The organism is Actinomadura sp. 1N219, assembly GCF_044326405.1.
In the GTDB taxonomy this organism is placed as follows: Bacteria; Actinomycetota; Actinomycetes; order Streptosporangiales; family Streptosporangiaceae; genus Spirillospora.
The window spans coordinates 1043663-1065481 of record NZ_JBIRAY010000001.1 but is presented as its reverse complement, the minus strand read 5'-3'; the positions used below and the strand labels follow the sequence as shown (position 1 = coordinate 1065481).

Sequence of the window (21819 nt, the reverse complement as noted above, 5' to 3'; positions counted from 1 at the left end):
TCAAGCCGGTTCCATGAGTTCGGTGAGCCGGCCGGGAGCGGTCGCGGCGTCCGGGAGCCTGGCGTCCCAGGTCAGGGAGGCCAGGGTGGCGGGCGGCGCCTCGCCGTACAGGACGAGCGGCAGCGAGCGGGCGGCGGCGATCCGGCGGAGCTCGTGCAGCGCGAGGTCCCTGTCGTACATGCCGGGGACGCCCAGGTAGGCCCAGGGGCCGCCGGGTTCGCCGGCCGTCGCGTCCACGACGACCAGGTCCACATCGGCCGAGCGCAGGACGGTCGCGGCGTCGTGCGGGTACAGCGGGACGACCTTGGCGTGCGCGCCGAGCAGCTCCGCCGTGCCCGGCCCGAACACCCCGGCGACGATCACCGTGTCGCAGGGGCCGGCGACCAGCAGGCGGTCCTCGGGACGGTCGACGCGCTCGGGCTGGACGCCGCCGCCGCCCGATGATCCGGACGCCGAGACCGGGGCGTGCCGCTTGCGCCACAGCTGGTACAGCTCCTTCGGGAGCCGCCTGCCGCGCTTCGGGTTCCGCGCCGCGTTGGCGACGATCCGGCCGAACTGCACGGCCGTCGAGTTCTCCAGCGTCGCGAGCCGCTTCTCCAGCTCGGCGAGGCGCGCCTCGCGCTCCCGCAGCGTGGACTTCAGGCGCCCGAGCTGCTCGTACGCCTTCGCGGCCCGCTCGTCGGCCCGGTCGTCGGCCCTGTCGTCGTCACTCACCCAGATACTCCATGATCACCTCTGCGATGCGGGGGCCTGCGGCGCCGTCCCACAGCGGCGGGCGCCGGTCGCCGCCCTGGCCGCCCGCCTCCAGGATCTTGCGCACTCCGGGGACCAGCTCCTCGAACGTCACCAGGCGGTTCGTGCCGTGGGTGATCGTGATCGGCCGCTCGGTGTTGGGACGGACGGTCAGGCACGGCACCCCGAGGATCGTCGTCTCCTCCTGGAGGCCCCCCGAGTCCGTGACGACCGCGGCCGCGCCCCGGACGGCCGCGATGAAGTCGATGTAGCCCAGCGGCTCCAGGACGTGCACGCCGTCGTGGTCGTCCAGCCCGGCGGCCAGCAGGTTCGCCCGGCCGCGCGGATGGACGGGGATGACCAGGTCGGCGAGGTCGGCGATGCCGTGCAGGTGCCGGACGAGCGCCGCCGCGGTCTCGGGGGCGTCCACGTTCGCGGGCCGGTGCATGGTCGCCAGGACGTACCGTTCCGGCAGGTCATGGGCCTTCCGGACGGCGGCCGTGTCGAAGGAGCCGAGGTTCGCGAGCAGCGTGTCGATCATCGGGTTGCCGACGAAGTGCGCCCGCTCCACCGGGACGCCCTCGTTCGCCAGGTGCCCGACCGCCTCCGGGCTCGTGACCAGGCACAGCGCGGACAGCTGGTCGGTGAGGCGGCGGTTGACCTCCTCCGGCATGGACATGTCGAAACTGCGCAGCCCGGCCTCCACATGCGCGACCGGGATGTGCAGCTTGGCCGCGACCAGTGCGGCGGCGATCGTCGAGTTCACGTCGCCGTACACGATGACGAGCGCGGGTGAACGGCTCGTGAACTCCCGCTCCAGCCCGATCATGAGCGCGGCGGTCTGCGCGGCGTGCCCGCCGGAGCCGACGCCGAGGTTGACGTCGGGCTCGGGCAGGCCCAGCTCGTCGAAGAAGATCTCCGACATCCGGGCGTCGTAGTGCTGGCCGGTGTGGACCACCGCCTGCTCGGCGCCCGCGGCCCGCAGCGCGCCGATCACCGGCGCGGCCTTGACGAAGTTCGGCCGCGCCCCGAGGACGTGCACGATGGGTCCCAACACAATTTCCCTTCTGTTCATCGGGGTTGCCTACGCTCGCCCGCCGTGCCCTTGAAAAAGCCCGTCTACCTGCTGGGACTGACTTGGCGGCAGCTCCGCGACGACCCGGGCCGGGCGTCCCGGCTCGCCGTCCGGCTGCTCGCCAGGACGCCCGCCGGCGCCCGGCTGAGGCGTTCCCCGATCATCGTCCCGAAACCGCGGGACGTGCGGCGCGAGACGTCCGACCTGCGCCGCCTCCTCGCCCACGCGCCCGCCCACGCCCCCGCTCGCGCTCCGGAGCCGCCGTCGCAGCCGCCCGCGCAGGGTAAGGGCGTTCTGAAGTTCGTGACGAATGCGCTGCCGTGCACGAACGCGGGCTACACCGTCCGGACGCACCGGCTCGCGCTCGCCCAGCGGGAGATGGGGTTCGACACTCACGTGGTGACGCGGCTCGGATACCCGCTCAGCCAGGGCGTCGGCGACGCGCGGGCGCGGGTGGACGTCGACGGCGTCCCCTACCACCGGCTGCTGCCGTGGCTGCCGCCCGCCGACCCGCTGCGGGCCGTCGGGAAGGGCGCCGACCTGGCCGGACGTCTCGTCGAGGAGCTGCGGCCCGCCGTCCTGCACGCGGTCAGCAACCATCTGAACGCGGCCGTCGCGCTGGAGGCGGGCCGGCGGCACGGGCTGCCGGTCGTGTACGAGGTGCGCGGCTTCCTGGAGGACTCCTGGTTGTCGCGCGACCCGTCGCACAGCGAGTCGGACGACTTCTACCGGCTGACGCGCGAGCTGGAGACCCGCCGGATGTCCGAGGCGGACGCGGTGGTGACGCTCGGCGAGGCCATGCGGGCGGAGATCGCGTCCCGCGGCGTCCCCGGGGAGAAGATCTTCACGGTGCCGAACGGGGTGGACGGGGCGTTCCTCGAACCGCTCCCCGACCCCGGCGACCTGCGCGAACGGCTCGGCATCGAGGCCGGGGCCACGGTCGTCGGCCTCACGTCGTCGTTCTACGGCTACGAGGGCATCGACACGCTGATCGACGCCGCCGCGCTGCTCCGCGACCGGAAGGCGCCGGTCACGCTGCTGCTGGTCGGCGACGGGCCCGAGCGCGGGGCGCTCGAACGGCGCGCGGCGGGGCACGGCGTTCATGCCGTGTTCACCGGCCGGGTGCCGATGGAATCCGTTCGCCGATACCACGCAATCCTCGATGTGTTCGCGGTTCCGCGCCGTGCGGACCGTGTCTGCCAGCTGGTGACGCCTCTGAAACCCATCGAGGCGATGGCAGGGGGAATCCCCGTCATAGCCAGTGATGTCAGGGCACTTCGCGAAATCGTGGAATCCGGGGTGACCGGCGAGTTAACAGTTCCGGAAGACCCGGAAGCATGGGCGAATTGCCTGGAAGATCTGGCTTACAGTCCCGAAAGAAGGCACAAAATAGGGCGGGCGGGCCGGGAATGGGTCCGCGCGGAACGCACCTGGCGGGCCGTGGCGGACGGCTACCGCGCCGCATACGCCATCACATAGATGCTGGAAGGGAGCCACCGGCGTGGATCTGGTGGTCATCGGACTCGGCTACGTGGGACTGCCGCTCGTGCGGGAGGCCTGCCGGGCCGGCCTGCGGGTCGCCGGTCTCGACCGCGACGCGCGCGTGGTCGCCGGGCTCAAGGCCGGGCTGTCGCACATCGACGACGTCTCGCCCGCCGAGATCGAGGAGATGCTGGAGGCCGGGTTCGTCCCGAGCCTCCAGGAGGACGTCCTGGACGGCGCCCGCACCGTGGTCATCTGCGTGCCGACGCCGCTGTCGCCCGAGGGCGGCCCCGACCTCACCGCCGTGCGCGGCGCGGCCGACACCGTCTCCCGGCATCTGGAGCCGGGGACGCTGGTGGTGCTGGAGTCGACCACCTACCCGGGCACGACGGAGGAGGTCGTCCGGCCGATCCTGGAGACGTCCGGGCTGGTCGCGGGCGAGGAGTTCCATCTGGCGTTCTCGCCGGAGCGGATCGACCCGGGCAACCCGGTGTACGGGGTGCGCAACACGCCGAAGATCGTCGGCGGGATGAGCCCGGCGTGCGCGTCGGCGGCGTCGGCGTTCTACGGCAAGTTCGTCGAGCAGGTCGTGCAGGCCAAGGGCACCCGCGAGGCGGAGATGGCCAAGCTGCTGGAGAACACCTACCGGCACGTCAACATCGCGCTGGTCAACGAGATGGCGGTGTTCTGCAACGAGCTCGGCATCGACCTGTGGGACGCGATCGACTGCGCGGCCACGAAGCCGTTCGGGTTCCAGGCGTTCCGGCCGGGCCCCGGCGTCGGCGGGCACTGCATCCCGATCGACCCGAACTACCTGTCGTACAAGGTCCGCTCGCTGGGCTACCCGTTCCGGTTCGTGGAGCTGGCCCAGGAGATCAACGACCGGATGCCGCGCTACGTCGCGGAACGCGCGCAGCTGCTGCTCAACCGGGAGGGCCGGGCGCTGAAGGGCGCGAAGGTCCTGCTCCTCGGCGTCACCTACAAGGCCGACATCGCCGACCAGCGCGAGTCTCCGGCCCGTCCGGTGGCGCGGCGGCTGGCCCGGCTCGGCGCGGAGCTGTCGTTCCACGACCCGTTCGTGGAGTCCTGGGAGGTCGACGGGGCGTCCGTCCCGCCCGCGAGCGGCGATCTGCGCGCGGCGCTGGAGGCGGCCGACCTGGCGATCGTCCTGGCCGACCACGCCGCCTACGACGCGGCGACGCTGACGCGGCACGCGCCGCTGCTGTTCGACACGCGCGGCCGGACGCGGAACGCCCCGGCGGACACCGTGGAACTGCTCTGAGCGCGCGTCATGGCCCACGAGCCCTTGACACGCGCGCCCTCGGCACAGGGGCCCTTAACACACGGGACGGATTGGCCCGGCATCGTCCACGCCATGGACAGCGGGAATTCATCGGTAATTTCCATCGACGCCCAAGACTCGGCCGTAGGCCATGAATATCCGGCGTCAGCGGAGTGAGTGATAATGCGGGTCTGTGTTTGCACGGTCGTGCACCATCCCGAGGACGCGCGCATTCTGCACCGGCAGATACGCGCGCTGCTCGACGCCGGCCATGAAGTCACATATATCGCTCCATTTCGGGCATGCAATGCGACCCCGTGGCGGGAGGTCAGCCCGGTGGACGTCCCGCGCGCCACCGGACGGCGCCGCATCCGGGCCCTGCGCGCCGCCCACCGGGCCCTCATCGAGCACGCCGCCTACGCCGACGTGATCCTGCTGCACGACCCAGAGCTGCTGGTGTCGCTCCCCCGCGAGGTCCGCCGCCGGACGGTCGTGTGGGACGTCCACGAGGACACCGCCGCCGCGCTCAGCGCCAAGGGCTGGGTGCCGGGCCCGGCGCGTCCCGTGCTGCGGCCCGCCGTCCGCCACCTGGAGCGGCGCAGCGAGCGGCGGCACCGGCTGCTGCTCGCCGAGGACGGCTACCGGTCCCGGTTCAGCGAGGACCATCCCGTCGTCCCCAACACCACCTACGTCTCCGACCGGCGGCCCCCGGCCCCGGACGGCCGCCGCGCCGTCTACGTCGGGCAGCTCTCCCGGGCGCGCGGCGCGCTCGACATGATCGAGATGGCCCGCCCGCTGGCCGCCGAGGGCGTGCTGGTCGAGCTGATCGGGGCGGCGGACGCCGACGTCCGGGACCCGCTGCGGGCCGCGCAGCGCGAGGGGATCCTGCGCTGGTACGGGTTCGTCCCGAACGACCGGGCGCTGCGCATCGCCGAGGGCGCGATGGCCGGGCTGGCGCTGCTGCACGACGAGCCGAACTACCGGCACTCGATGCCGACCAAGGTCGTGGAGTACATGGCCCGCGGCGTCCCGGTGATCACCACGCCGAACCCGCCGGCGGTGGACATCGTGGAGCCCGCCGACTGCGGGATCGTCGTCCCGTTCGGCGACCCGGAGAGCGCCGCGAAGGCCGTCCTGCGGCTGCGCGACGACCCCGAACTGCGCACCGGCCTCGGCGAGCGCGGCTACCGGACCGCGCGGGCGCGGTTCCACTGGCCCGTCCACGCCGAACGCTTCGTCGCCCAGCTGGAGACGTGGGCGGGACGCTCGCCCGCACACGTCCCGGAACCCCAGCCCAAGCCCCAGCCCCAGCCAGAGCCCGAATCGGAGCCCGAACCAGGCCCGAAGCCCGTCCCCGAGTACTGACCGGTCAGGACGGCTGGTTCAGCCGGTACGCGACGGACCGGGCGAGGCGTGCCGCGGCGCCCGCGGGCCGTTCCGCCTCCACCACCACGACGTACCGCGCGACCCGCAACGCGATCATCCCGGCGGTCGGGCCGATCTCGTACGCCTCGTCGGCGCGGATGTCGCGCCGCTTCCGGGCCTGGGCCTGGGTGGCCTGGAGAGCGTCCAGCATCCGCGAGGCGGCCTGGTCGGACCTGCCGACCCAGCGGACGCTGACGCTGATGCTCCCCACGCCCGTGTCCGGCCCAGTGGCCGCCGGGCCGGACGCGCTGGGCGTCGCGGACACCGAGGACGACGGCGACCCCGAACCCGGCGACCCGGACGGCTTGGACGCCTCGGGCTCGGGCACGTTCCTCCGCTTCCGCTCCGGATCCTTCGGCTCGCCGCCCTTCTTGGGCGGCTTGTACGTGCAGGACACCGCTCGCGGGAGTCGTATCGTTCCAGCGCCGGCGCGAACGGGCTCGGCGACGTGGCCCGCCATGTGCGCCGCCGCCAGGTCGGCCTTCTCCAGCAGCGAGCAGGCGTCCGGCCAGTCGCCCGCGGGGACGCCGTCCAGCTCGGCCGGTCCGGCGCCGGTGAGCCCGCCGCGGAGCGCGACCAGCCGCGCGGCGCCGTCCGGGCGCGGCGCGGCCTGCGGGACGGCCGCGTACAGCAGCCCGCCCGCCGCCGCCAGCCACGGCCGCGCGCCCGGCAGGTCGGTGTTCAGCGAGAACGGCGCGGGCGCGGTCGTGGTGCGCCCGTCGCCGGGCTCGACGATGTCGACGCCCGCCGGGAGCAGCCGCTCCGACAGCCGCGGGCGCAGCGCGAACACGCGTCCGCCCGCCTGCGCGAGCGCCGCGTACGCGGGCACGTCCCGCTCCCAGTCGACCGTCCCGGACGAGACGCGCCGCGCCTCCATCCGGGTCACGCCGCGCTTCTCCCCGTCCGGGTGGTAGACGATCACGAGCCGGCCCGCCGTCAGGACGCCCTGGCACATCGCGTCGCCGCACACGCTGTCGCCCTTCCACTCGGCGAACTGCCGGCCGCGGTCGTCGAACGCGCGCAGCCCGGTGCCGTCGGACGCCAGCGTCACGCCGTCCAGCATCGACACCTCGGGCGACTCCGGGGAGCCGAGCGGCCGGTTCCAGCGGACGGAGCCCTTCCCCGGCTCGACCGCGAGGAGCCGGCTGTGGCGTTCGCCGCCCGCGCACTCCAGGGCGAGCGCCGCGAGGGTCTCCCGGCCGTCGGACGGGCGCGCCCCGCCCTCGAACAGCCGGCAGCCGCGCGGCAGCGGCAGCCGCCACACCCGCTTGCCGGACACGGCCGAGACCCCGAACAGCGTCCGGCGGTGCTCGTCGGTGGCGAGCAGCACGTCCGAGCCGGCGGGCCAGCGCAGCGTCGTCCGGGACACCGCCGCCGGACGCTCGCCCTCGCGCCGCCACAGCAGCCCGCCCGACAGCGCGTCGAAGGCGACCATCAGCCGGTCGGTGCGGTCGCCGTCCCGCTGGAAGTGGGCGACCAGCCGGGACCGGGTGGACGCCCAGCCGAGCAGCGTCCAGCCGGAGCGGCGGTAGCTCCAGCGGGGCGCGCCGGTCCGCGCGTCCCGGACGTCGAGGCCGCGCCCGGACGCCGTCACGACCTGGCCCTGCGCGACCGCGTAGGCGACGCCGTCGTGCCCGGCGACGGACCCGTGGTGCGCGCGCGTCGTCTGCTCCCAGCTCACGGCGAGCGGGCCGGGCGGCGGGCCCGTCTCGCTCTGCGGCGTGGCGGGCTCGGCGGTCACGGTGTGCCGGACCTGCCACCATTCCGCGCCCAGCACGAACCGGTCGACGAGGACGGCGCACAGCGCGATCGCCACCGCGCCGGAGACCAGGCCGAGAGCGACGCGGACACCGCCCACGGACTCCGGCCGGCCACCGGGCCGCTGCCGGCTCGCGACCACGACCGCGCCGCCTCCCTCCGCGTACTGTGCCTGCAAGACGACACCCACCATGCCCTGTGCCGGGCGTCGGCGCGACAGAACGGAGCGGAACGTGAAGGTCTTCACCCATTGGCGAACCTGGGACGAGGCCCGGACCGCCCTCTCCGGAGGCGAGATCGACGTGGCCGCCCTCGCCAGGGCCGCCGCCGCCGCGGAGCGCTGGCACGGCGATCAGCTCCGGCCGACCGGCGACCCGTACGTCGAGCACCTGCTGGAGGCACTGGAAGTGCTGGTCAGCGGGCCGCGCGTGACTGATGTCGACGTCCTGTCCGCCGCGCTGCTGCACGACGTCGTCGAGGACACCGCGGCCACCCTCGCGGACGTGGAGGCCGAGTTCGGGCCCGTGGTGACGGAGCTGGTCGACTGGGTCACCAAGCCGCCGTCCACCGGGACCGGCCGCCAGGCGAAGCGCGCCGCACGGGCCGCCTACCTGCGCCGACTCGGCGAGGCGCCGCGGGAGGCGGTGCTGGTGAAGCTCGCCGACCGGGCCAGCAACGTCCAGACCCTCGACCGGATGCCGCCCGATTTCCAGCGCCGCTACTACGCCGAGACGGTCACCTACGTCATCCCGCTGGCCGAGCCCGAGCCCTGGTTCAAGGACTGGTACGCGTCCTGGCGCCGCCATTTCGCCCACCTGATGTGACCGGACGGTCATGGAGTGGGAGAATCCCGCGCATGGAACGGGAATGGGTCGTCGAGGAGAGCGTCGCCGTCGAAGCCGGGGCCCGGACCCTGTACGCGGCGGTGGCCGACCTGCGGCGGATGCGCGAGTGGAGCCCGGAGGTGTTCGCCACCTGGATCCGCGGCCGGAAGATCGCGCCGGGCACGAAGTTCGTCGGCTTCAACCGGATCGGCTGGCGCGTCTGGTTCACCACCTGCCAGGTGACGGTCGCGGTGCCGGGCGAGGCGTTCGCGTTCCGCGTGTCGGCCTTCGGGGCGCCGGTCGCGCTGTGGGGCTACCGCATCGAGGACATCGCGGACGACCCGTCCGCGCCCCGGACGCGCCTCACCGAGTACTGGGAGGACCTGCGTCGCGACAACCGCGGCGCCGCGTTCGCCTCGCTGCTCGGCAAGGTCTTCACGGGCGTCCCCGCCGAGCGGCGCGCCGCGGTGAACCGCGAGGGCATGCGCGCCACCCTCGCCCGCATCAGAACGGCCGCCGAGAAGGGCTGAGCCTCCCCGGCTCCGGGCCCTTGGCAGAAAAACGAGAACCTGTTCTACTTAAGTGCATGAGCACCGCCGCCGGCGCCTGGACGATCCAGGGCGAACGGGTCGCGCTTCCGGTCCGGATCCGCGACGCCGCCGTGGCGTCCGCGATGTTCGCCGTCCCCGCCGCCCCCGCCCAGGCACTGATCGCCTACTCGGGGCTGGACGTCGCCGAGCCGCTGCCGGGCAAGGCCGTCTGCTCGCTGGCGTTCGTCCGGTACACGGACGGCGACCTGGGCCGCTACCACGAGTTCGCCGTCGCCTTCCTGGTGCGCCCGCCCGGCGCGGCCGCACCGCGGGGGACGTCCGGACGCCTCCGCGAAATGGCGGAGGCCGGGGCGTTCATCCATTGGCTCCCGGTCGACCAGGAATTCACCCTCGAAGCGGGCCGCACGATCTGGGGCTTCCCGAAAGAACTCGCCGACATCCCCATGCACCTGGACGGCCGCGTCAAACGCTGCGCGGTCCGTTTCGACGGCCGCACCGCGATCGAGCTGGCAATACGCCCCGGAGCGCCGATCCCGACCAGGAACCAGGCCCCGAACCTCGACGCCTACACGTGCATGGACGGCCTCACGCACCGAATATCATGGATGGTCGCGCCGTCCGGCGTCCGAGTTCGTCCGGGCGGGGCGAAGGTCGTGCTCGGTGATCACCCGGTGGCGGCGGAGCTGCGAGGCTTGGGCCTCGACCGCGCACGGGCGCTGTGCACCGGCACGGCCGCGCACATGAGAATGGTCTTCGAGGCCGCCGAGGTGGCGCGCCGCTGAGTCGGAACGGATGGTGAGGCGTGACCGCACCGGCCACCGCCTCGACCACCCGACGACCTGGACCGTCGCGATCGCGTCCGAAGGCAGTTCCGAGCATGCGAGGAACTGATCGCGCAGTGAGCCGCCAGGCGAGCCGGAGCGATGCAGCGATCGCACCGTGTTTCTCGACGATGGAGGCCCCCCGGGGCCGAAGGAGGAGAGAAATGCCATGAACACGGTCAAGGATCAGGAGATCGCTGCCGAGCAGCGTTATGTGGACATCGCGTACGCGCGGCTGGAGGAGATGCGCGCGGACGCCCAGGCCATGATCCGGGAGGGCTACCGGCAGTCGCTCGCCGGCACCAAGGGCTCGCTGGTGGACCGGGACGCGATGGTCCACCAGGCGGCGCTGCGCGCCCAGGCGCTGGACATCGCCGACGACGGCCTGGTGTTCGGCCGCCTCGACCTCACCTCTGACGAGGTGCGCTATGTCGGCCGCATCGGCGTCCGGACCAGCGAGCACGACTCCCTGGTGATCGACTGGCGGGCGCCCGCCGCCGAGGACTTCTACCGCGCCACCCCCGAGGACCCGCGCGGCGTCGTCCGGCGGCGCGTGCTGCACTCGCGCGGGCACACGGTCGTCGACCTGGAGGACGACCTGCTCGACCCGGACGCGGCGGACGGCATGACCGTCGTCGGCGACGGCGCGTTCCTCGCCTCGCTGGCCCGCGCCCGCGAGGGCGCGATGCGCGACATCGTCGCGACGATCCAGCGGGAGCAGGACGAGGTGATCCGCGCGCCCGCCGACGGGACGATCCTCGTCCGCGGCGCCCCCGGCACCGGCAAGACGGCGGTCGCGCTGCACCGCGTCGCGTACCTGCTGTTCCGGCACCGCCGCCGGTTCGGCTCGCGCGGCGTGCTGGTCGTCGGCCCGAACCGCCGGTTCACCGCCTACATCGAGCGGGTGCTGCCGTCGCTCGGCGAGGGCTCGGCGACGCTGCGCTCGCTCGGCGACCTGGTGGACGGCGTGACCGCGTCCGTCCACGACGCGCCGCGGCTCGCCCGGCTCAAGGGCGCGGACGAGATGGCGGAGGTGCTGCGCCGCGCCGTGACCGACCACGCGCCCGGCGCCCCGGACGAGCTGCGTGTGGTGTTCAAGGGCGTCGTCGTGGCGCTCGACCGGGCCCGGCTCGACCGGATCAGGAACGAGGTCCACCGGCGCAGCCGCGGCAGCGTCAACGCCGCCCGGGGCCGCGCCGCCGAACTCCTCCTGGACGCCCTCTGGGACCGGTTCACCGACATCGGCGGCCAGGAGGCGGCCGAGTCGGCGGAGGGCGCCGAGGCGGGGCTGTGGAACGCGATCCTCGCCGCGGACGGCCTCGCCGCCCTCGACGACCCGCACGACCAGGCGCCAGGACGCGGCCGCGAGAACGGGCACGGGCGCGAGAACGGCGGCGGCGACCCCAGACGCGCCCAGTTCGAGACGCGCGTCCGGGAGCAGCGCGCGTTCACCGACTTCCTCGTCGCGTGGTGGCCGATCCGCAGCCCGCTGGACGTGCTGCGCTCGCTCGGCGACCCGTCCCGGCTGCGCCGCGCCGCCGGGCGCGACCTCGGCCGCGCCGACCTCGACGCGCTCGCCGCCTCCTGGAAAGGCGCTGCCTCCTCGAAGAACGACGGCGCGCCGCTCAGCTACCAGGACATCGCGCTGCTGGACGAGCTCGACGCGCTTCTCGGATCCCCGCCACGCCCGTCACGGCGCAGGCCCGCCCCCGCCGCCGACGACCCGTTCGTCGTGGACGGCGTCAACATCCTCACCGGCGAGGACGTCGTGGACGACACGTGGGAGCCGGAGATGCAGGAGCTGACCACGTCCATGGAGCGGCTGGAGCGGTCGCGGCGCGTCGACGACGGCGTGGTCGAGGAGCGTCCCGAGTACGCGCACATCGTCGTGGACGAGGCGCAGGACCTCTCCCCCATGCAGTGGCGGATGCTCGGCCGCCGCGGGCGCCAGGCCAGCTGGACCATCGTCGAGGACCCGGCCCAGAGCGCCTGGGAGGACCTCGACGCCGCCCGCCAGGCGATGGAGATCGCGCTCGGCGGGGAGCGGCCCGCGGCCAGGTCCCGGGGCCGCGGCCGGGGACGCCGCGGCCGCGGCGGCGCCCCCCGCAAGCCCGCGCCCGCCCGCGTGCGGCACGAGTACGAGCTCACCACCAACTACCGGAACTCGACCGAGATCGCCGCCGTGTCCGCGCGGGTGCTGGCGGTCGCGCTGCCGGAGGCCCGCCCGGCCCGCGCCGTCCGGACGTCCGGGATCGAGCCGGTGGCGCGGGTCGTCCCGGAGCCCGACCTGCCCGCCGCCGCGCGGGAGGCGGCGGAGGAGTTGCTCGGCCAGGTGGAGGGCACGATCGGCGTCATCGTCCCGCTGTCCCTGGACGAGTCGGCCGGGCAGGCGACCCTGTTCGACGGGCCCGACGCCCATGAGCCCGCCACCGCCTGGACGGCGTCCGACCGGGACCGGCTCGCCGCGGGCCTGCCGGAACGCGTCCAGGTCCTGGACGTCCTGGAGGCCAAGGGCCTGGAGTTCGACGCCGCGGTGATCGTCGCGCCGGAGACGGTTGCGGCGCAGTCCCCGCGCGGGCTGCGCGTGCTGTACGTGGCCGTGTCCCGGGCGACGCAGCGGCTGACCGTCCTCACCGCCGACCCGGAATGGCGCGGCACGCTCTTCGAGGACTGAGCCCGGCCCCGCGCGGGTTAGGCTGACGCTGGCCCCATTCGCACGGGTGGACGGAGATCGATGAGCGGCCGGAATCCCGCGCCCCGGCGGAGCTACGGCGGCCGGTCCGCCGAGGAGCGCCGCGCCGAACGGCGGGAGCGTCTGCTTGCGGCCGGCCTCGAACTGTTCGGCACGCGCGGCTACGCGGCCACGTCCATCGAACGGCTGTGCGCGACGGCGAGCGTGTCGACCCGCAACTTCTACGAGGAGTTCTCGGGACGCGAGGAACTGCTCACCGCCCTGCACCGGACCATCAACGAGCGCGCCTCGCAGGCGCTCGCCACCGCGTTCACCGAGGGCGCGGACGCCGATCTCGCGAGCCGGGTGGAGCGCGCCGTCCGCGCGTTCGTCACCGTCACCGCCAGCGACCCCCGCTGGGCCCGCATCGCGTTCGTCGAGGTCATCGGCGTGAGCGCGGGCCTGGAGCGGCACCGGCTGAGCTGGCGCGGCCAGTGGGAGGACGCGCTGCTCGCGATGACCCGCGAGGCCGTCCGGCGCGGCGAGGCCGTGAACCGCGACTACCGGCTGACCATGATCGCGATTATCGGCGCCATCAACAACCTCGTCCACCACTGGTCCGCCCGCGACCAGGACATCCCCCTGGACGACATCACCGCCGAACTGACCCGCTTGATCCTCGCCGCCGTCACACGCCCCTAGATGATGGGCGGACGTCCCGTGCGAGTCATGCGCCATGCAGTTCGGTAAGAGATGGGACGGCGGGGCCCGGCCGGTTTGCGCCAGCCCTCCGTGAAGCCCTTGAACCACGGCTTGAGAGCGCTCGGCTTGCGTTCACGCAGGACGGTCATGCCGACCCACACCGCGAGGTACGTGAGGGCGAGGGGCCACGGAAGGTTGCGGCGCGCCAGCCAGACGCGGTTGCGGGCGTTGTAGCGGTAGAACATGTCGTGCCGCGTCGGCAGGACGGCCGGGTGGAACATCACCGCGGACGAGTCGTACACGATGCGGTACCCGGCGTTGAGGATCTGCCAGGCGAGGTCGGTCTCCTCGTGCGCGTAGAAGAAGTCCTCGGGGAGGCCGCCGCCGGCGTCGAACGCGGTGCGGCGGATCGCGCAGGCGCCGCCGAGGAACGTCGTCACGGCGGAGGAACGTTCCGGGTCGCCGGCCCGCAGCCGGGGCACGTGGCGGCGCTCGCCGCGCCCGCCCTCGGGGTCGCGGACGCGGAACGAGATGACGCCGAGGTCGGGCTCGGCGGAGAACCGGTCGCGCAGGTAGGTGCCGAGGCGGGTGGAGCGGTACCAGCCGTCGTCGTCCAGGAAGAGGACGACGTCGCCGCAGGACGCCTCGACGCCCCGGTTCCGCCCGGCGGGGATGCCGACGTTGGTCGGGAGGGCGAGCGCCTTGACGCGCTCGTCGTCGAACGGCGCGACGTCCGCGTGGCCGCCGAGGGGGTCGACGCCGTTGCCGACGAGGACGACCTCGACGTCCACGTGGTCCTGCTCCAGCGCGCTGCGGACGGCGCGGGCCAGCTCGTCCGGCCTGTTCCCCATGGTCAGCACGACGACGGAGAGTTTCACTTCAGCCTCCGCGAGGCGAGGATGCTGACCAGGTGCAGCAGGGTCTGCAGGACGGCGACCGCCGCGACGGTGACCATGAGAACCCGCACCGCGACGGGCCCGTCGGCGCCGAAGACGTCGTCGACCACGGCGGCGGCGAGGATCAGCAGCGACAGCTCGACAGCGCCGATGATGCGGTGGAAGCGCAGCATGGACGCGGCCTGCCGGGCGAGGGCGATGCCGGTGGAGCGGGGACGCAGCGCCCGGTCCCCGCCGGACGGGTCGGCGGCCAGGCCCGACTTGGCCCGCGCCACGACGACGTTGTCGGTCTCCGCCTTGATCAGCGCGGCGCCGAGCGCGGCGACGAGGCCGAGCTCGGCCCAGCCGCCGTTCTCCCAGCCGCCCTGCGCCATGAAGCCGAGCCCGATGAGCAGCGACACCTCGGACAGGTAGTGGCCGATGCGGTCGAGGAACACCCCCGCCACCGACGTCTGCTTCAGGTAGCGGGCGACCTCGCCGTCCACGCAGTCGAGCAGCAGGTAGAGCTGGATGAGGACGGCGCCGGCGAGGGCCGTCCACAGCGGGGACGCGGGCAGCGACACCACGACGCCCGCGGCGACGCCGCTCAACATCATCAGGTAGGTGAGCTGGTTGGGGCTGAATCCGAGCCGCAGCGCGATCCACCCGAAGTAGGGGGACAGGTCGCGCATGTAGAGGCGTCCGGCCCAGTGCTCCTCGTTGCGCCGGTCCTTCAGGCCGGGCGGCTGCCCGTACCGGCGGACGTCGGCGACCGAGGCGCCCTTGCGATGCGGCCGCGGCTCCCCGCCGGAGGACTCGCCGCCGGAGGACTCGCCGCCGGAGGACTCGCCGCCGGGAGGCTCGCCAGGGGTCTCGTCGCCAGGCGGTTCGGGGGAGCGGCTCCGTCCGGGGATCTCAGCCTCCATGGGCCTGGACATACTCTTCCACCGCCTTGAGGGTCGCGCCCTTGTCGAGGCCGAGATATTCCAAGATCGTATAGCGGCCGGGGCGGGTCTGCGGGGCGAAGACGACGGCCTCGGCGAACTGGTCGACCGACAGCCCGACGTCGCCGGGGAACCGCGGCAGGCCGTGCCGGCCGAGGCAGGTGAGGATCTCGGCCAGCCGGTCCGCGCCCGCGCCGAGATGGGTGGCGCGCAGGTGGTAGCAGAACGCGGCGCCGATCCCGGCCAGCTCGCCGTGGTTGGCGGTGCCGGGGAAGAGCTGGTCGATGGCGTGCAGGATCTCGTGGTCGCCGCCGCTCGCCGGACGGGAGTCGCCCGCGAACGCCATCGCCATCCCCGACAGGACGAGGCTCTCCGCGAGGACGGTCAGGAACCGGTCCGACTCGATCGACTCGGGCTGGTGCAACAGCGCCTCCGCGGCGGTGCGCGCCACGGTCAGCGCCATCCGGTCGACGCGCTCGCCGCACTCGTCGGCGGCGAGCAGCCAGTCGTCCACGGCGGAGAAGTTGCTCACCACGTCGCCGATCCCCGCGCGGACGAGCCGGGGCGGCGCCGCGTGCACGTAGTCGAGGTCGACGATCATCGCCAGCGGCATCACCACGCCGAACGAGCCCTTGCCCTTGTCGTGGACGAGCGAGGCGACCGGGGAGCAGATCCCGTCGTGGGACAGGTTCGTCGCGACCGACACCATCGGGATGCCGGACAGGGTGGCCGCGTACTTGGTGGCGTCGATCGTCCGGCCGCCGCCGATCCCGACGACGGCCTCGAACGACCCGGCGCGCAGCTTGGCGCCCAGGCCGACGGCGGCGTCGACGCTGCCGTCCTCGACCCGGTACACCTCGCAGGCCGACAGGGACGGGCGGACGTGCTCGGCGATCTGGTCGCCCTGCCCGGGGCCGACCGCGATCGCGACCCGTCCCTCGGTGACGATCCGCCGGTCGGCGAGCAGTTCGCCGAGGCCCGCGACGGCGCCGCGCCGCACGTCGATGGACAGCGGCGCGTTCAGCATCCGCGTCAGCAGGGGCATGTGCCTCCTCGCTCGGGTCGTCCCGTGCTTCCGGTCAGTAGCCCTTGGCGATCCTGCGGGCCTTCTCCAGGTCGTCGTGGTTGTCGACCTCGACCCACTGCACGTCGCCGATCGGGGCCACGCCGATGCGCCCGCCCCGGTTCACGTGCTCCTGGTAGCCGTCCTCGTAGTAGAGGTCGGGGTTCCGCTCCCAGGTGGCCTTGAGGGCGTCGGCGAGCGGCCCGGCCGCGGCGGGCTCGATGAGCGTGGCGCCGATGTACTCGCCGTCGGCGGTGGACGGGTCCATGAGCTTGGTGATGGTCTTCAGGCGCCCCTCGGCGTCGAGGGTGACCTTCATCTCCTCGTCAGCGAGAGTTTTCACATCGTCCACCGCGAGGAGGATGTCCGGCCCGCGGTTCGCCAATAGTGTCTTTTCGACGCTCACCGGATGGACCGTGTCCCCGTTGACCATGAGGACGCCCTTGGAGAAGTGATCCCGAGCCAGCCACATGGAGTAGGCGTTGTTCCACTCCTCGGCCTTGTCGTTGTGGACCAGCGTGATGGACACGCCGTACCGCTTCTCGAACCCGGCCTTGCGCTCCTCGACCGCCTCCGCGCGGTAGCCGACGACGATGACCACGTCGGTCAGCCCGACCTCGGCGAAGTTGCCGAGCGCGATGTCGAGGACGGTCGTCGCCCCGCCCGTGTTCTCGACCACGGGGACGAGGGCCTTGGGAAGGGTGTCGGTGTACGGCCGCAGCCTCCGGCCCGCGCCCGCCGCCAGCACCATGCCGATCATGCTTTCCCTCTTTCCAGGTCGACCATCACGCCAGGGCCGCTGTCGCGGCCGGTACGCGTCCAGGCGAGGACGCTCTCACTGCCGAACAACACGCCAAGGTAGGCGGCCAGCGCCGCGTACGCGAACGGGAGGAACCCGGACAGGCCCGCGAGGGCCACGAGCAGCATCCGGCCCTCCCAGCCGAGCCCGGCGAGGACGACCCACTCCTGCGGCCGGATCCCCCGGCGGACACGGCACATGGTGTCGTAGTGATGGAGCGCGAGCACCGCGATCAGCACGTAGACGAGCGGCGCCGACACGGACTGCGCGAACCCCAGCACGGCCAGGTAACCATACTCGATCCCGCGGAAGATGGGCGGTGCGAGCCAGTCCAGCCGCCCGCTGTGCGGATGCCCGGATGACGCGCCGGTCAGCAGCAGGACGACGACCGGGGCGAACAGCGCCGGGGCCGGTCCGCCGTCCGCGCGCAGCGCCGAAAGGACGCCCGTCGCGGCGGCGGCGAGGACGGCGGCGGGCAGCGGCGGGAGCCGTCCGGCGGCCATCCGGCCGAGCGCGCGGTTCGCCGGGCCGTCGTCCCGGAAGGCCCACAGCGTTCTGGTGCTCAGGGCGGCCCTCATCGCACGAGGGACCTTGCCGCGCGTCCGGCCAGGACGACGGTGGCGGCGGCCGAGCCCCACGCGAGGAGCACGGCGAACGTCGGCCGGGCGCCCGCGACGGCGGTCGTGACCGAGACCAGCGCGAGCCGTTCGCCGGTCGGCAGCCCGAGCCCCTTCCCGACCCGCCGCAGCACGTCACTCCGGCGAGCCATGCCCTGGCCGGACGGGTTCCAGTGGGCGGTCCGGGTCGCCGCGTACGACGCGTCCATCATGTCCCGGACGGAGATCAGCGCCACCGCGCCCGTCGCCGCCCACCACAGGTTCGCGCCGGGCACGGCGACTCCGGCCGCCCCGACCGCCCCGGCCGTCAGGCCCGCGTACACCGCGAACTCGCCGGCCCGGTCGAGGACGCCGTCCGGCCGGAAGGCCCCGAGGACGAGCGAGGCGCACAGCAGCAGCGCCCCCGCGATCAGGCCGCCGAGGGTGCCGTCCGAGAACCACACGGCGGCGAGCACCGCGAAGGCCAGGGAGATCGCCGACACGGTGTCCGGCGTGGTGGCAAGGGCGCTGCCGTCGTCCACGGCTTCGACCGCCTCTCGGTGCGGGCGGATGATCGCGAGGTGGTCCGGCGCGTGTTCCGGTACGTTGAGCGTGACCGGCCGGTCGCGCAGCGGCGCCTGGAGCATCGGGCCTCCGGCCGGTCGGGACAGCTAAGGGCAGGGTGCACAGCGTAGTGGCCCGATGACCGGGTGTCGTGGAAAACCGAGGAGAGATGGCGACGCGGACGGTTGCGGTGGTGCTCGCCGGCGGGGTCGGCGCGCGGATGGGCGCCGGGCGCCCCAAGCAGCTCATGGAGGTCGGCGGGCGGCCGATCCTGGCGCACGCGGTCGGCGCGTTCGACGCGCATCCCGGCATCGGCGAGGTGGTGGTCGTGATGGCGGCCGGGCACCTGCGGGCCGCCGCCGCGATCGCCGCGCCGTTCCGGAAGACGGCGGCCGTGATCGAGGGCGGCGACACCCGGACCGCGTCCACGGTCGCTGCGCTGCGCCTGCTGGACGACCGTCCCGACGACGCGCGGGTCCTGTTCCACGACGCGGCACGCCCGTTCGTGGAGGCCCCGGTGATCGACCGCGTCCTGGACGCGCTGGACGCCCACGACGCCGTCGCGGTGGGCGTGCCCTCGTCCGACACGATCGTGGTGGTCGAGGACGGCGTGGTCGTCTCGATGCCGCCGCGCGAGACGATGAGCCGGTTCCAGACCCCGCAGGGGTTCCGGCTCGGCACGATCCGCAAGGCCTACGAGCTGGCCCTCGCCGACCCGGAGCTGCGCGCCACCGACGACTGCGGGATCGTGCACCGCTACCTGCCGGACGTCCCGATCCGGGTCGTCGCGGGCAGCGAGCGCAACCTCAAGGTCACCCAGCCCCTCGACGCCGTCGTCGCCGAGCATCTCGCCACCGGGCACCTCACCACCGGGAACAACCTTTGATCTTCGAGAGCACCCCCACGGTCATCGGCCACCGCGGCTACGGGTCGGGCGACCTCACGCCGCCCGGCGCGCGGACGCCCGTCGCCGAGAACACCCTGCCGTCGATGCTCGCCGCCGTGGAGGCAGGGCTGAGCTGGATCGAGATCGACGTGACGCGGACGGCCGACGACGACCTCGTCCTGCGGCACGACCCGACGACGTCCGGGGGTGACCACGTGGTGGACCTGGCGGCCACGGCCACCGGGCTGCCCCGCCTCACGGACGTCTTCGACGCGCTGCCTCCGGACGTCGCCGTCGACGTGGACGTCAAGACCGTCCTGGAGGACGCGGTGGACGCCCCGTCCCGCCGCACCGGCGCGCTGCTGCTGCCGGTGCTGAAGCGGGAGGCGAAGCGGCGCAGGCTTCTCGTCACGTCGTTCGACCCGTCCCTGCTGACATTCCTGCGGGACGAGCTGCCCCGCGTCCCGCTGGGCCTGCTGACATGGCTGCGGTTCCCGCTGTGGCACGCCGTCCCGGCCGCGGCGGGCCTCGGCCTGGACGCCGTCGGCGTGCACACCGCCTCGTGCGGCATCGACCATCCCGACACGCGGCTGCGCCCGCTGGACCACTGCGTGGACGTCGCACACAAGGCGGGCCTGGAAACGGTCGTCTGGTGCCCCACCGCCGAAACGGCACCGAACTACGCGGCCGCCGGCTTCGACGCAATGGTCGTCAACGACACCCCCGGCGTCCTCGCGGCGCTCTGAGCGTCAACCGCGCTGGGGTGTCAGCGGCTGGCTGAGCGTCTGTCAGCGGTTGCCGCCGTACATGCGGGTCCAGTCGCCTGGCTCGTCGTCATCGTCCGTTCCGCTTCCGGAGGACTTGGGCCGTTCGGACGCGGGCGGCGCGGGTGGCAGCGGGGGCGGGTTGGACGCGGCGGGCGCCTGGCCGTACTGGGGCGTCCCCTGCCAGGGCGGGGGGCTCTGTCCCGGCGGCGCCTGCGGCGCTTGATGCGGCTGCGGCGCCTGATGCGGCTGGGGCGCTCCCATGTGCTGCGGAGCGCCATGCATGGGGGGAGGTCCCATCGGCGCGGGCGGCGGCGCGCCGTACCGCGGCGCGGCACCGGCGGCCGTGCCCGCCTTCCAGCGCGACGGCGCGACGGACGCCACCACCAGCGCGACGCCGAGCACCAGGAAGATGCCGAAGGGGGCGAGCGTGAAGTATCCGCGGCCGAGATCGTCGGGGAGGATGTCGCGTCCGGCGTGCTCGAAGCTCCAGCGCGGCGCCAGGATCCACATGAGCCCGACGGCCGTGTAGACGGCGCCGGGGATCAGCGACGCCAGCGGCGAGGTCCGCGACCCCGCCACGAGGCCGATGAGGACGGCCCCGGCGAGCAGGACGCCCGCGCCGACCCACCGGTCGCTGCCGTGGAAGGCCAGGAGCCGTGCGAACTGGCCCAGCTTCGACGTCCCGTACATCAGGCAGGCGGCGATGATCGGCGTCACGACAAGGCCGATCATCACACCCAGGCCGTGGCGTGCTCCGTTGGACATGGCCACCCTCCAAACCGGGTCGGCGGCGAGATCCCGCCAAACCTAACCCTGAGACGTGCGCGAAGGCACGCGGGTTCGGAGGTCGATTTGCGTTTCTTGCCCGCTACTGGACGGACTCGCCCGGTTTGACCGGAGATGGCTGGCCCAGCCTCGGCGGGCTCGTCAGGAAGCCGACGCCCCAGGTCACGTGCATGGTGGCGTACACGAGCGGCAGGCGCAGCCAGGCGGACGGCGGCAGCCCGCGTCCCTCCACGGCGGCTCCGGCGATCATCGCGGCCGCGTACCCGCCGGGCACGATCCAGCCGGGCCAGAACCCGAACGCGCCCGCGACCGCGCCGGCGGCCATCGCGACCACGGCGATCGGCGGCGCGAGGTAGCGGAGGTTCAGCGTGCCCTGGTGCTCGCGTCCGACGACGCGCCGCCAGCGGCCCGTGTGGAAGTACTGCTTGGCGAGGGCCCGCAGGTTGGGACGCGGGCGGTAGGTGACCCGCATCCGCGGCGTGAAGAACACCCGGCCGCCGGTCTGCCGGATGCGGTGGTTCATCTCCCAGTCCTGCGCGCGGGTGAACGTCTCGTCGTAGCCGCCGACGCGGTCGAGGGCGCTGCGGCGGAACGTCCCGAGGTAGACGGTCTCGACGTCGCCCGCCTCGCCGCCGGTGTGGAAGCGGGCGTTCCCGACGCCCAGCTTGGACGTCATCGCCCGCGCGACGGCCTTCTCGAACGCGGTGACGCCCTCGGCGGCCATGATCCCGCCGACGTTGTCGGCGCCGGTCTCCTCCATCGTCTCGACCCCGGCGCGGACGTAGTCGGCCGGGAGCAGCGAGTGCCCGTCCACCCGGACGATGATCGAGTACTGCGACGCCTTGATCGCGATGTTGAGGCCCTGCGGTGTGCGGCCGGTCGGGTTGGCGACCACCAGGACGCGCGGGTCCTCGGCGGCGAGCTTGCGGGCGATCTCCTCGGTCCGGTCGCGGGACGGCCCGACCGCGAGGACGAGTTCGAGTTCGCCCGGGTAGTCCTGGGTCAGGATGCCGCGGACGGCGTCGGCCAGATGCCGCTGCTCGTTGAGGACCGGCATCACCACCGACACGGCGGGCCAGGTGCGTTCACCGGAGTCGCTGCGGGGCTTCACGGCGTGCTGGGTTTCTCGCTTCGTTTCCTGCTTCGTGGCGCTCTGGGCATGGGGAGACGGGTTCATATGTGCTCGCGGGGCGCAGAGTGGGCAAGACGGCGCCAC

At 73.5% G+C, this 21819-nt stretch carries 21 protein-coding genes; 10 read left to right on the top strand and 11 right to left on the bottom strand.

What is annotated here, in order from left to right:
- Both ACH35V_RS04855 and wecB read right to left on the bottom strand, forming a co-directional pair.
- Positions 1 to 714 carry a hypothetical protein gene (locus tag ACH35V_RS04855; RefSeq protein WP_395970299.1) on the bottom strand — a complete coding sequence of 238 codons (714 nt, stop codon included), beginning with the start codon at positions 712 to 714 and terminating at the stop codon, positions 1 to 3.
- Complete coding sequence (gene wecB / locus ACH35V_RS04850) at positions 707 to 1807, bottom strand: non-hydrolyzing UDP-N-acetylglucosamine 2-epimerase (protein ID WP_395970298.1); 1101 nt, start codon at positions 1805 to 1807, stop codon at positions 707 to 709. The genes ACH35V_RS04855 and wecB overlap by 8 nt, the downstream gene beginning before the upstream one ends.
- A gap of 24 nt (positions 1808 to 1831) precedes the next feature.
- On the opposite strand from wecB, the gene ACH35V_RS04845 reads away from it, so the two are divergent.
- From ACH35V_RS04845 to ACH35V_RS04835, 3 genes are all read left to right on the top strand, one after another.
- On the top strand, positions 1832 to 3286 hold the full coding sequence (locus ACH35V_RS04845; RefSeq protein ID WP_395970297.1) for a glycosyltransferase family 4 protein: 1455 nt from the start codon (positions 1832 to 1834) through the stop codon (positions 3284 to 3286).
- Positions 3287 to 3308: 22 nt separating this feature from the next.
- The gene (locus ACH35V_RS04840) at positions 3309 to 4571 is read left to right on the top strand and encodes a nucleotide sugar dehydrogenase (protein ID WP_395970296.1); all 1263 of its coding nucleotides are present in this window, start codon (positions 3309 to 3311) and stop codon (positions 4569 to 4571) included.
- A 183-nt stretch (positions 4572 to 4754) separates the two neighbouring features.
- Positions 4755 to 5936, top strand: coding sequence for a glycosyltransferase family 4 protein (locus ACH35V_RS04835; protein ID WP_395970295.1), 1182 nt, complete (start codon positions 4755 to 4757; stop codon positions 5934 to 5936).
- Between the two features lie 4 nt (positions 5937 to 5940).
- On the opposite strand, the gene ACH35V_RS04830 is transcribed toward ACH35V_RS04835, so the two are convergent.
- Complete coding sequence (locus ACH35V_RS04830) at positions 5941 to 7932, bottom strand: PQQ-binding-like beta-propeller repeat protein (protein ID WP_395970294.1); 1992 nt, start codon at positions 7930 to 7932, stop codon at positions 5941 to 5943.
- Between the two features lie 55 nt (positions 7933 to 7987).
- Here ACH35V_RS04830 and ACH35V_RS04825 point away from each other — a divergent pair, with 55 nt between their 5' ends.
- The 5 genes from ACH35V_RS04825 to ACH35V_RS04805 all read left to right on the top strand — a co-directional run bounded on the left by ACH35V_RS04825 (position 7988) and on the right by ACH35V_RS04805 (position 13323).
- The gene (locus ACH35V_RS04825; RefSeq protein WP_395970293.1) at positions 7988 to 8578 is read left to right on the top strand and encodes an HD domain-containing protein; all 591 of its coding nucleotides are present in this window, start codon (positions 7988 to 7990) and stop codon (positions 8576 to 8578) included.
- A gap of 32 nt (positions 8579 to 8610) precedes the next feature.
- Positions 8611 to 9108 carry an SRPBCC family protein gene (locus ACH35V_RS04820; RefSeq protein ID WP_395970292.1) on the top strand — a complete coding sequence of 166 codons (498 nt, stop codon included), beginning with the start codon at positions 8611 to 8613 and terminating at the stop codon, positions 9106 to 9108.
- Between the two features lie 56 nt (positions 9109 to 9164).
- The gene (locus ACH35V_RS04815; RefSeq protein WP_395970291.1) at positions 9165 to 9911 is read left to right on the top strand and encodes an acetoacetate decarboxylase family protein; all 747 of its coding nucleotides are present in this window, start codon (positions 9165 to 9167) and stop codon (positions 9909 to 9911) included.
- Positions 9912 to 10119: 208 nt separating this feature from the next.
- Positions 10120 to 12624, top strand: coding sequence for a HelD family protein (locus ACH35V_RS04810; protein ID WP_395970290.1), 2505 nt, complete (start codon positions 10120 to 10122; stop codon positions 12622 to 12624).
- Positions 12625 to 12684: 60 nt separating this feature from the next.
- A complete protein-coding gene (locus ACH35V_RS04805) occupies positions 12685 to 13323 on the top strand; it encodes a TetR/AcrR family transcriptional regulator (RefSeq protein WP_395970289.1) in 639 nt (212 codons plus the stop codon).
- Here ACH35V_RS04805 and ACH35V_RS04800 read toward each other — a convergent pair.
- The 6 genes from ACH35V_RS04800 to ACH35V_RS04775 are packed head-to-tail and all read right to left on the bottom strand — an operon-like array spanning position 13320 to position 18247.
- Entirely contained in the window at positions 13320 to 14174 is an 855-nt protein-coding gene (locus tag ACH35V_RS04800; protein ID WP_395971134.1) for a glycosyltransferase family 2 protein, read from the bottom strand. The genes ACH35V_RS04805 and ACH35V_RS04800 overlap by 4 nt on opposite strands.
- Positions 14175 to 14197: 23 nt before the next feature.
- Entirely contained in the window at positions 14198 to 15124 is a 927-nt protein-coding gene (locus tag ACH35V_RS04795; RefSeq protein WP_395970288.1) for a CDP-alcohol phosphatidyltransferase family protein, read from the bottom strand.
- Positions 15114 to 16169, bottom strand: coding sequence for an iron-containing alcohol dehydrogenase family protein (locus ACH35V_RS04790; RefSeq protein WP_395971133.1), 1056 nt, complete (start codon positions 16167 to 16169; stop codon positions 15114 to 15116). The genes ACH35V_RS04795 and ACH35V_RS04790 overlap by 11 nt, the downstream gene beginning before the upstream one ends.
- A gap of 52 nt (positions 16170 to 16221) precedes the next feature.
- Complete coding sequence (locus ACH35V_RS04785) at positions 16222 to 16965, bottom strand: sugar phosphate nucleotidyltransferase (protein ID WP_395970287.1); 744 nt, start codon at positions 16963 to 16965, stop codon at positions 16222 to 16224.
- Entirely contained in the window at positions 16962 to 17582 is a 621-nt protein-coding gene (locus tag ACH35V_RS04780; protein ID WP_395970286.1) for a DUF5941 domain-containing protein, read from the bottom strand. Before ACH35V_RS04780 ends, ACH35V_RS04785 begins: the two co-directional genes overlap by 4 nt.
- Positions 17579 to 18247, bottom strand: coding sequence for a hypothetical protein (locus tag ACH35V_RS04775; protein WP_395970285.1), 669 nt, complete (start codon positions 18245 to 18247; stop codon positions 17579 to 17581). Before ACH35V_RS04775 ends, ACH35V_RS04780 begins: the two co-directional genes overlap by 4 nt.
- Before the next feature lie 86 nt (positions 18248 to 18333).
- On the opposite strand from ACH35V_RS04775, the gene ispD reads away from it, so the two are divergent.
- Complete coding sequence (gene ispD, locus ACH35V_RS04770) at positions 18334 to 19050, top strand: 2-C-methyl-D-erythritol 4-phosphate cytidylyltransferase (protein WP_395970284.1); 717 nt, start codon at positions 18334 to 18336, stop codon at positions 19048 to 19050.
- Positions 19047 to 19796 (top strand): glycerophosphodiester phosphodiesterase, encoded by a 750-nt coding sequence (locus tag ACH35V_RS04765; RefSeq protein WP_395970283.1) that lies wholly within the window; start codon positions 19047 to 19049, stop codon positions 19794 to 19796. The genes ispD and ACH35V_RS04765 overlap by 4 nt, the downstream gene beginning before the upstream one ends.
- Positions 19797 to 19838: 42 nt before the next feature.
- Here the strand turns inward: ACH35V_RS04765 and ACH35V_RS04760 are convergent, their stop codons facing one another.
- Together ACH35V_RS04760 and ACH35V_RS04755 are read right to left on the bottom strand one after the other, a co-directional pair.
- Complete coding sequence (locus ACH35V_RS04760; RefSeq protein WP_395970282.1) at positions 19839 to 20582, bottom strand: hypothetical protein; 744 nt, start codon at positions 20580 to 20582, stop codon at positions 19839 to 19841.
- 103 nt (positions 20583 to 20685) lie between these two features.
- Positions 20686 to 21780, bottom strand: coding sequence for a glycosyltransferase family 2 protein (locus ACH35V_RS04755; protein ID WP_395970281.1), 1095 nt, complete (start codon positions 21778 to 21780; stop codon positions 20686 to 20688).
- Positions 21781 to 21819: the final 39 nt, after the last annotated feature.

Bases quoted from the DNA above. Each gene is read 5' to 3' on its own strand.
- ACH35V_RS04795 (WP_395970288.1), bottom strand. From the start codon at position 15,124: ATGGAGGCTGAGATCCCCGGACGGAGCCGCTCCCCCGAACCGCCTGGC.
- ACH35V_RS04810 (WP_395970290.1), top strand. From the start codon at position 10,120: ATGAACACGGTCAAGGATCAGGAGATCGCTGCCGAGCAGCGTTATGTG.
- ACH35V_RS04780 (WP_395970286.1), bottom strand. From the start codon at position 17,582: ATGAGGGCCGCCCTGAGCACCAGAACGCTGTGGGCCTTCCGGGACGAC.
- ACH35V_RS04805 (WP_395970289.1), top strand. From the start codon at position 12,685: ATGAGCGGCCGGAATCCCGCGCCCCGGCGGAGCTACGGCGGCCGGTCC.
- ACH35V_RS04835 (WP_395970295.1), top strand. From the start codon at position 4,755: ATGCGGGTCTGTGTTTGCACGGTCGTGCACCATCCCGAGGACGCGCGC.
- ACH35V_RS04815 (WP_395970291.1), top strand. From the start codon at position 9,165: ATGAGCACCGCCGCCGGCGCCTGGACGATCCAGGGCGAACGGGTCGCG.
- ACH35V_RS04790 (WP_395971133.1), bottom strand. From the start codon at position 16,169: ATGCTGAACGCGCCGCTGTCCATCGACGTGCGGCGCGGCGCCGTCGCG.
- ACH35V_RS04785 (WP_395970287.1), bottom strand. From the start codon at position 16,965: ATGATCGGCATGGTGCTGGCGGCGGGCGCGGGCCGGAGGCTGCGGCCG.
- wecB (WP_395970298.1), bottom strand. From the start codon at position 1,807: ATGAACAGAAGGGAAATTGTGTTGGGACCCATCGTGCACGTCCTCGGG.
- ACH35V_RS04755 (WP_395970281.1), bottom strand. From the start codon at position 21,780: ATGAACCCGTCTCCCCATGCCCAGAGCGCCACGAAGCAGGAAACGAAG.
- ACH35V_RS04800 (WP_395971134.1), bottom strand. From the start codon at position 14,174: ATGGGGAACAGGCCGGACGAGCTGGCCCGCGCCGTCCGCAGCGCGCTG.
- ACH35V_RS04820 (WP_395970292.1), top strand. From the start codon at position 8,611: ATGGAACGGGAATGGGTCGTCGAGGAGAGCGTCGCCGTCGAAGCCGGG.
- ACH35V_RS04775 (WP_395970285.1), bottom strand. From the start codon at position 18,247: ATGCTCCAGGCGCCGCTGCGCGACCGGCCGGTCACGCTCAACGTACCG.
- ACH35V_RS04760 (WP_395970282.1), bottom strand. From the start codon at position 20,582: ATGTCCAACGGAGCACGCCACGGCCTGGGTGTGATGATCGGCCTTGTC.
- ispD (WP_395970284.1), top strand. From the start codon at position 18,334: ATGGCGACGCGGACGGTTGCGGTGGTGCTCGCCGGCGGGGTCGGCGCG.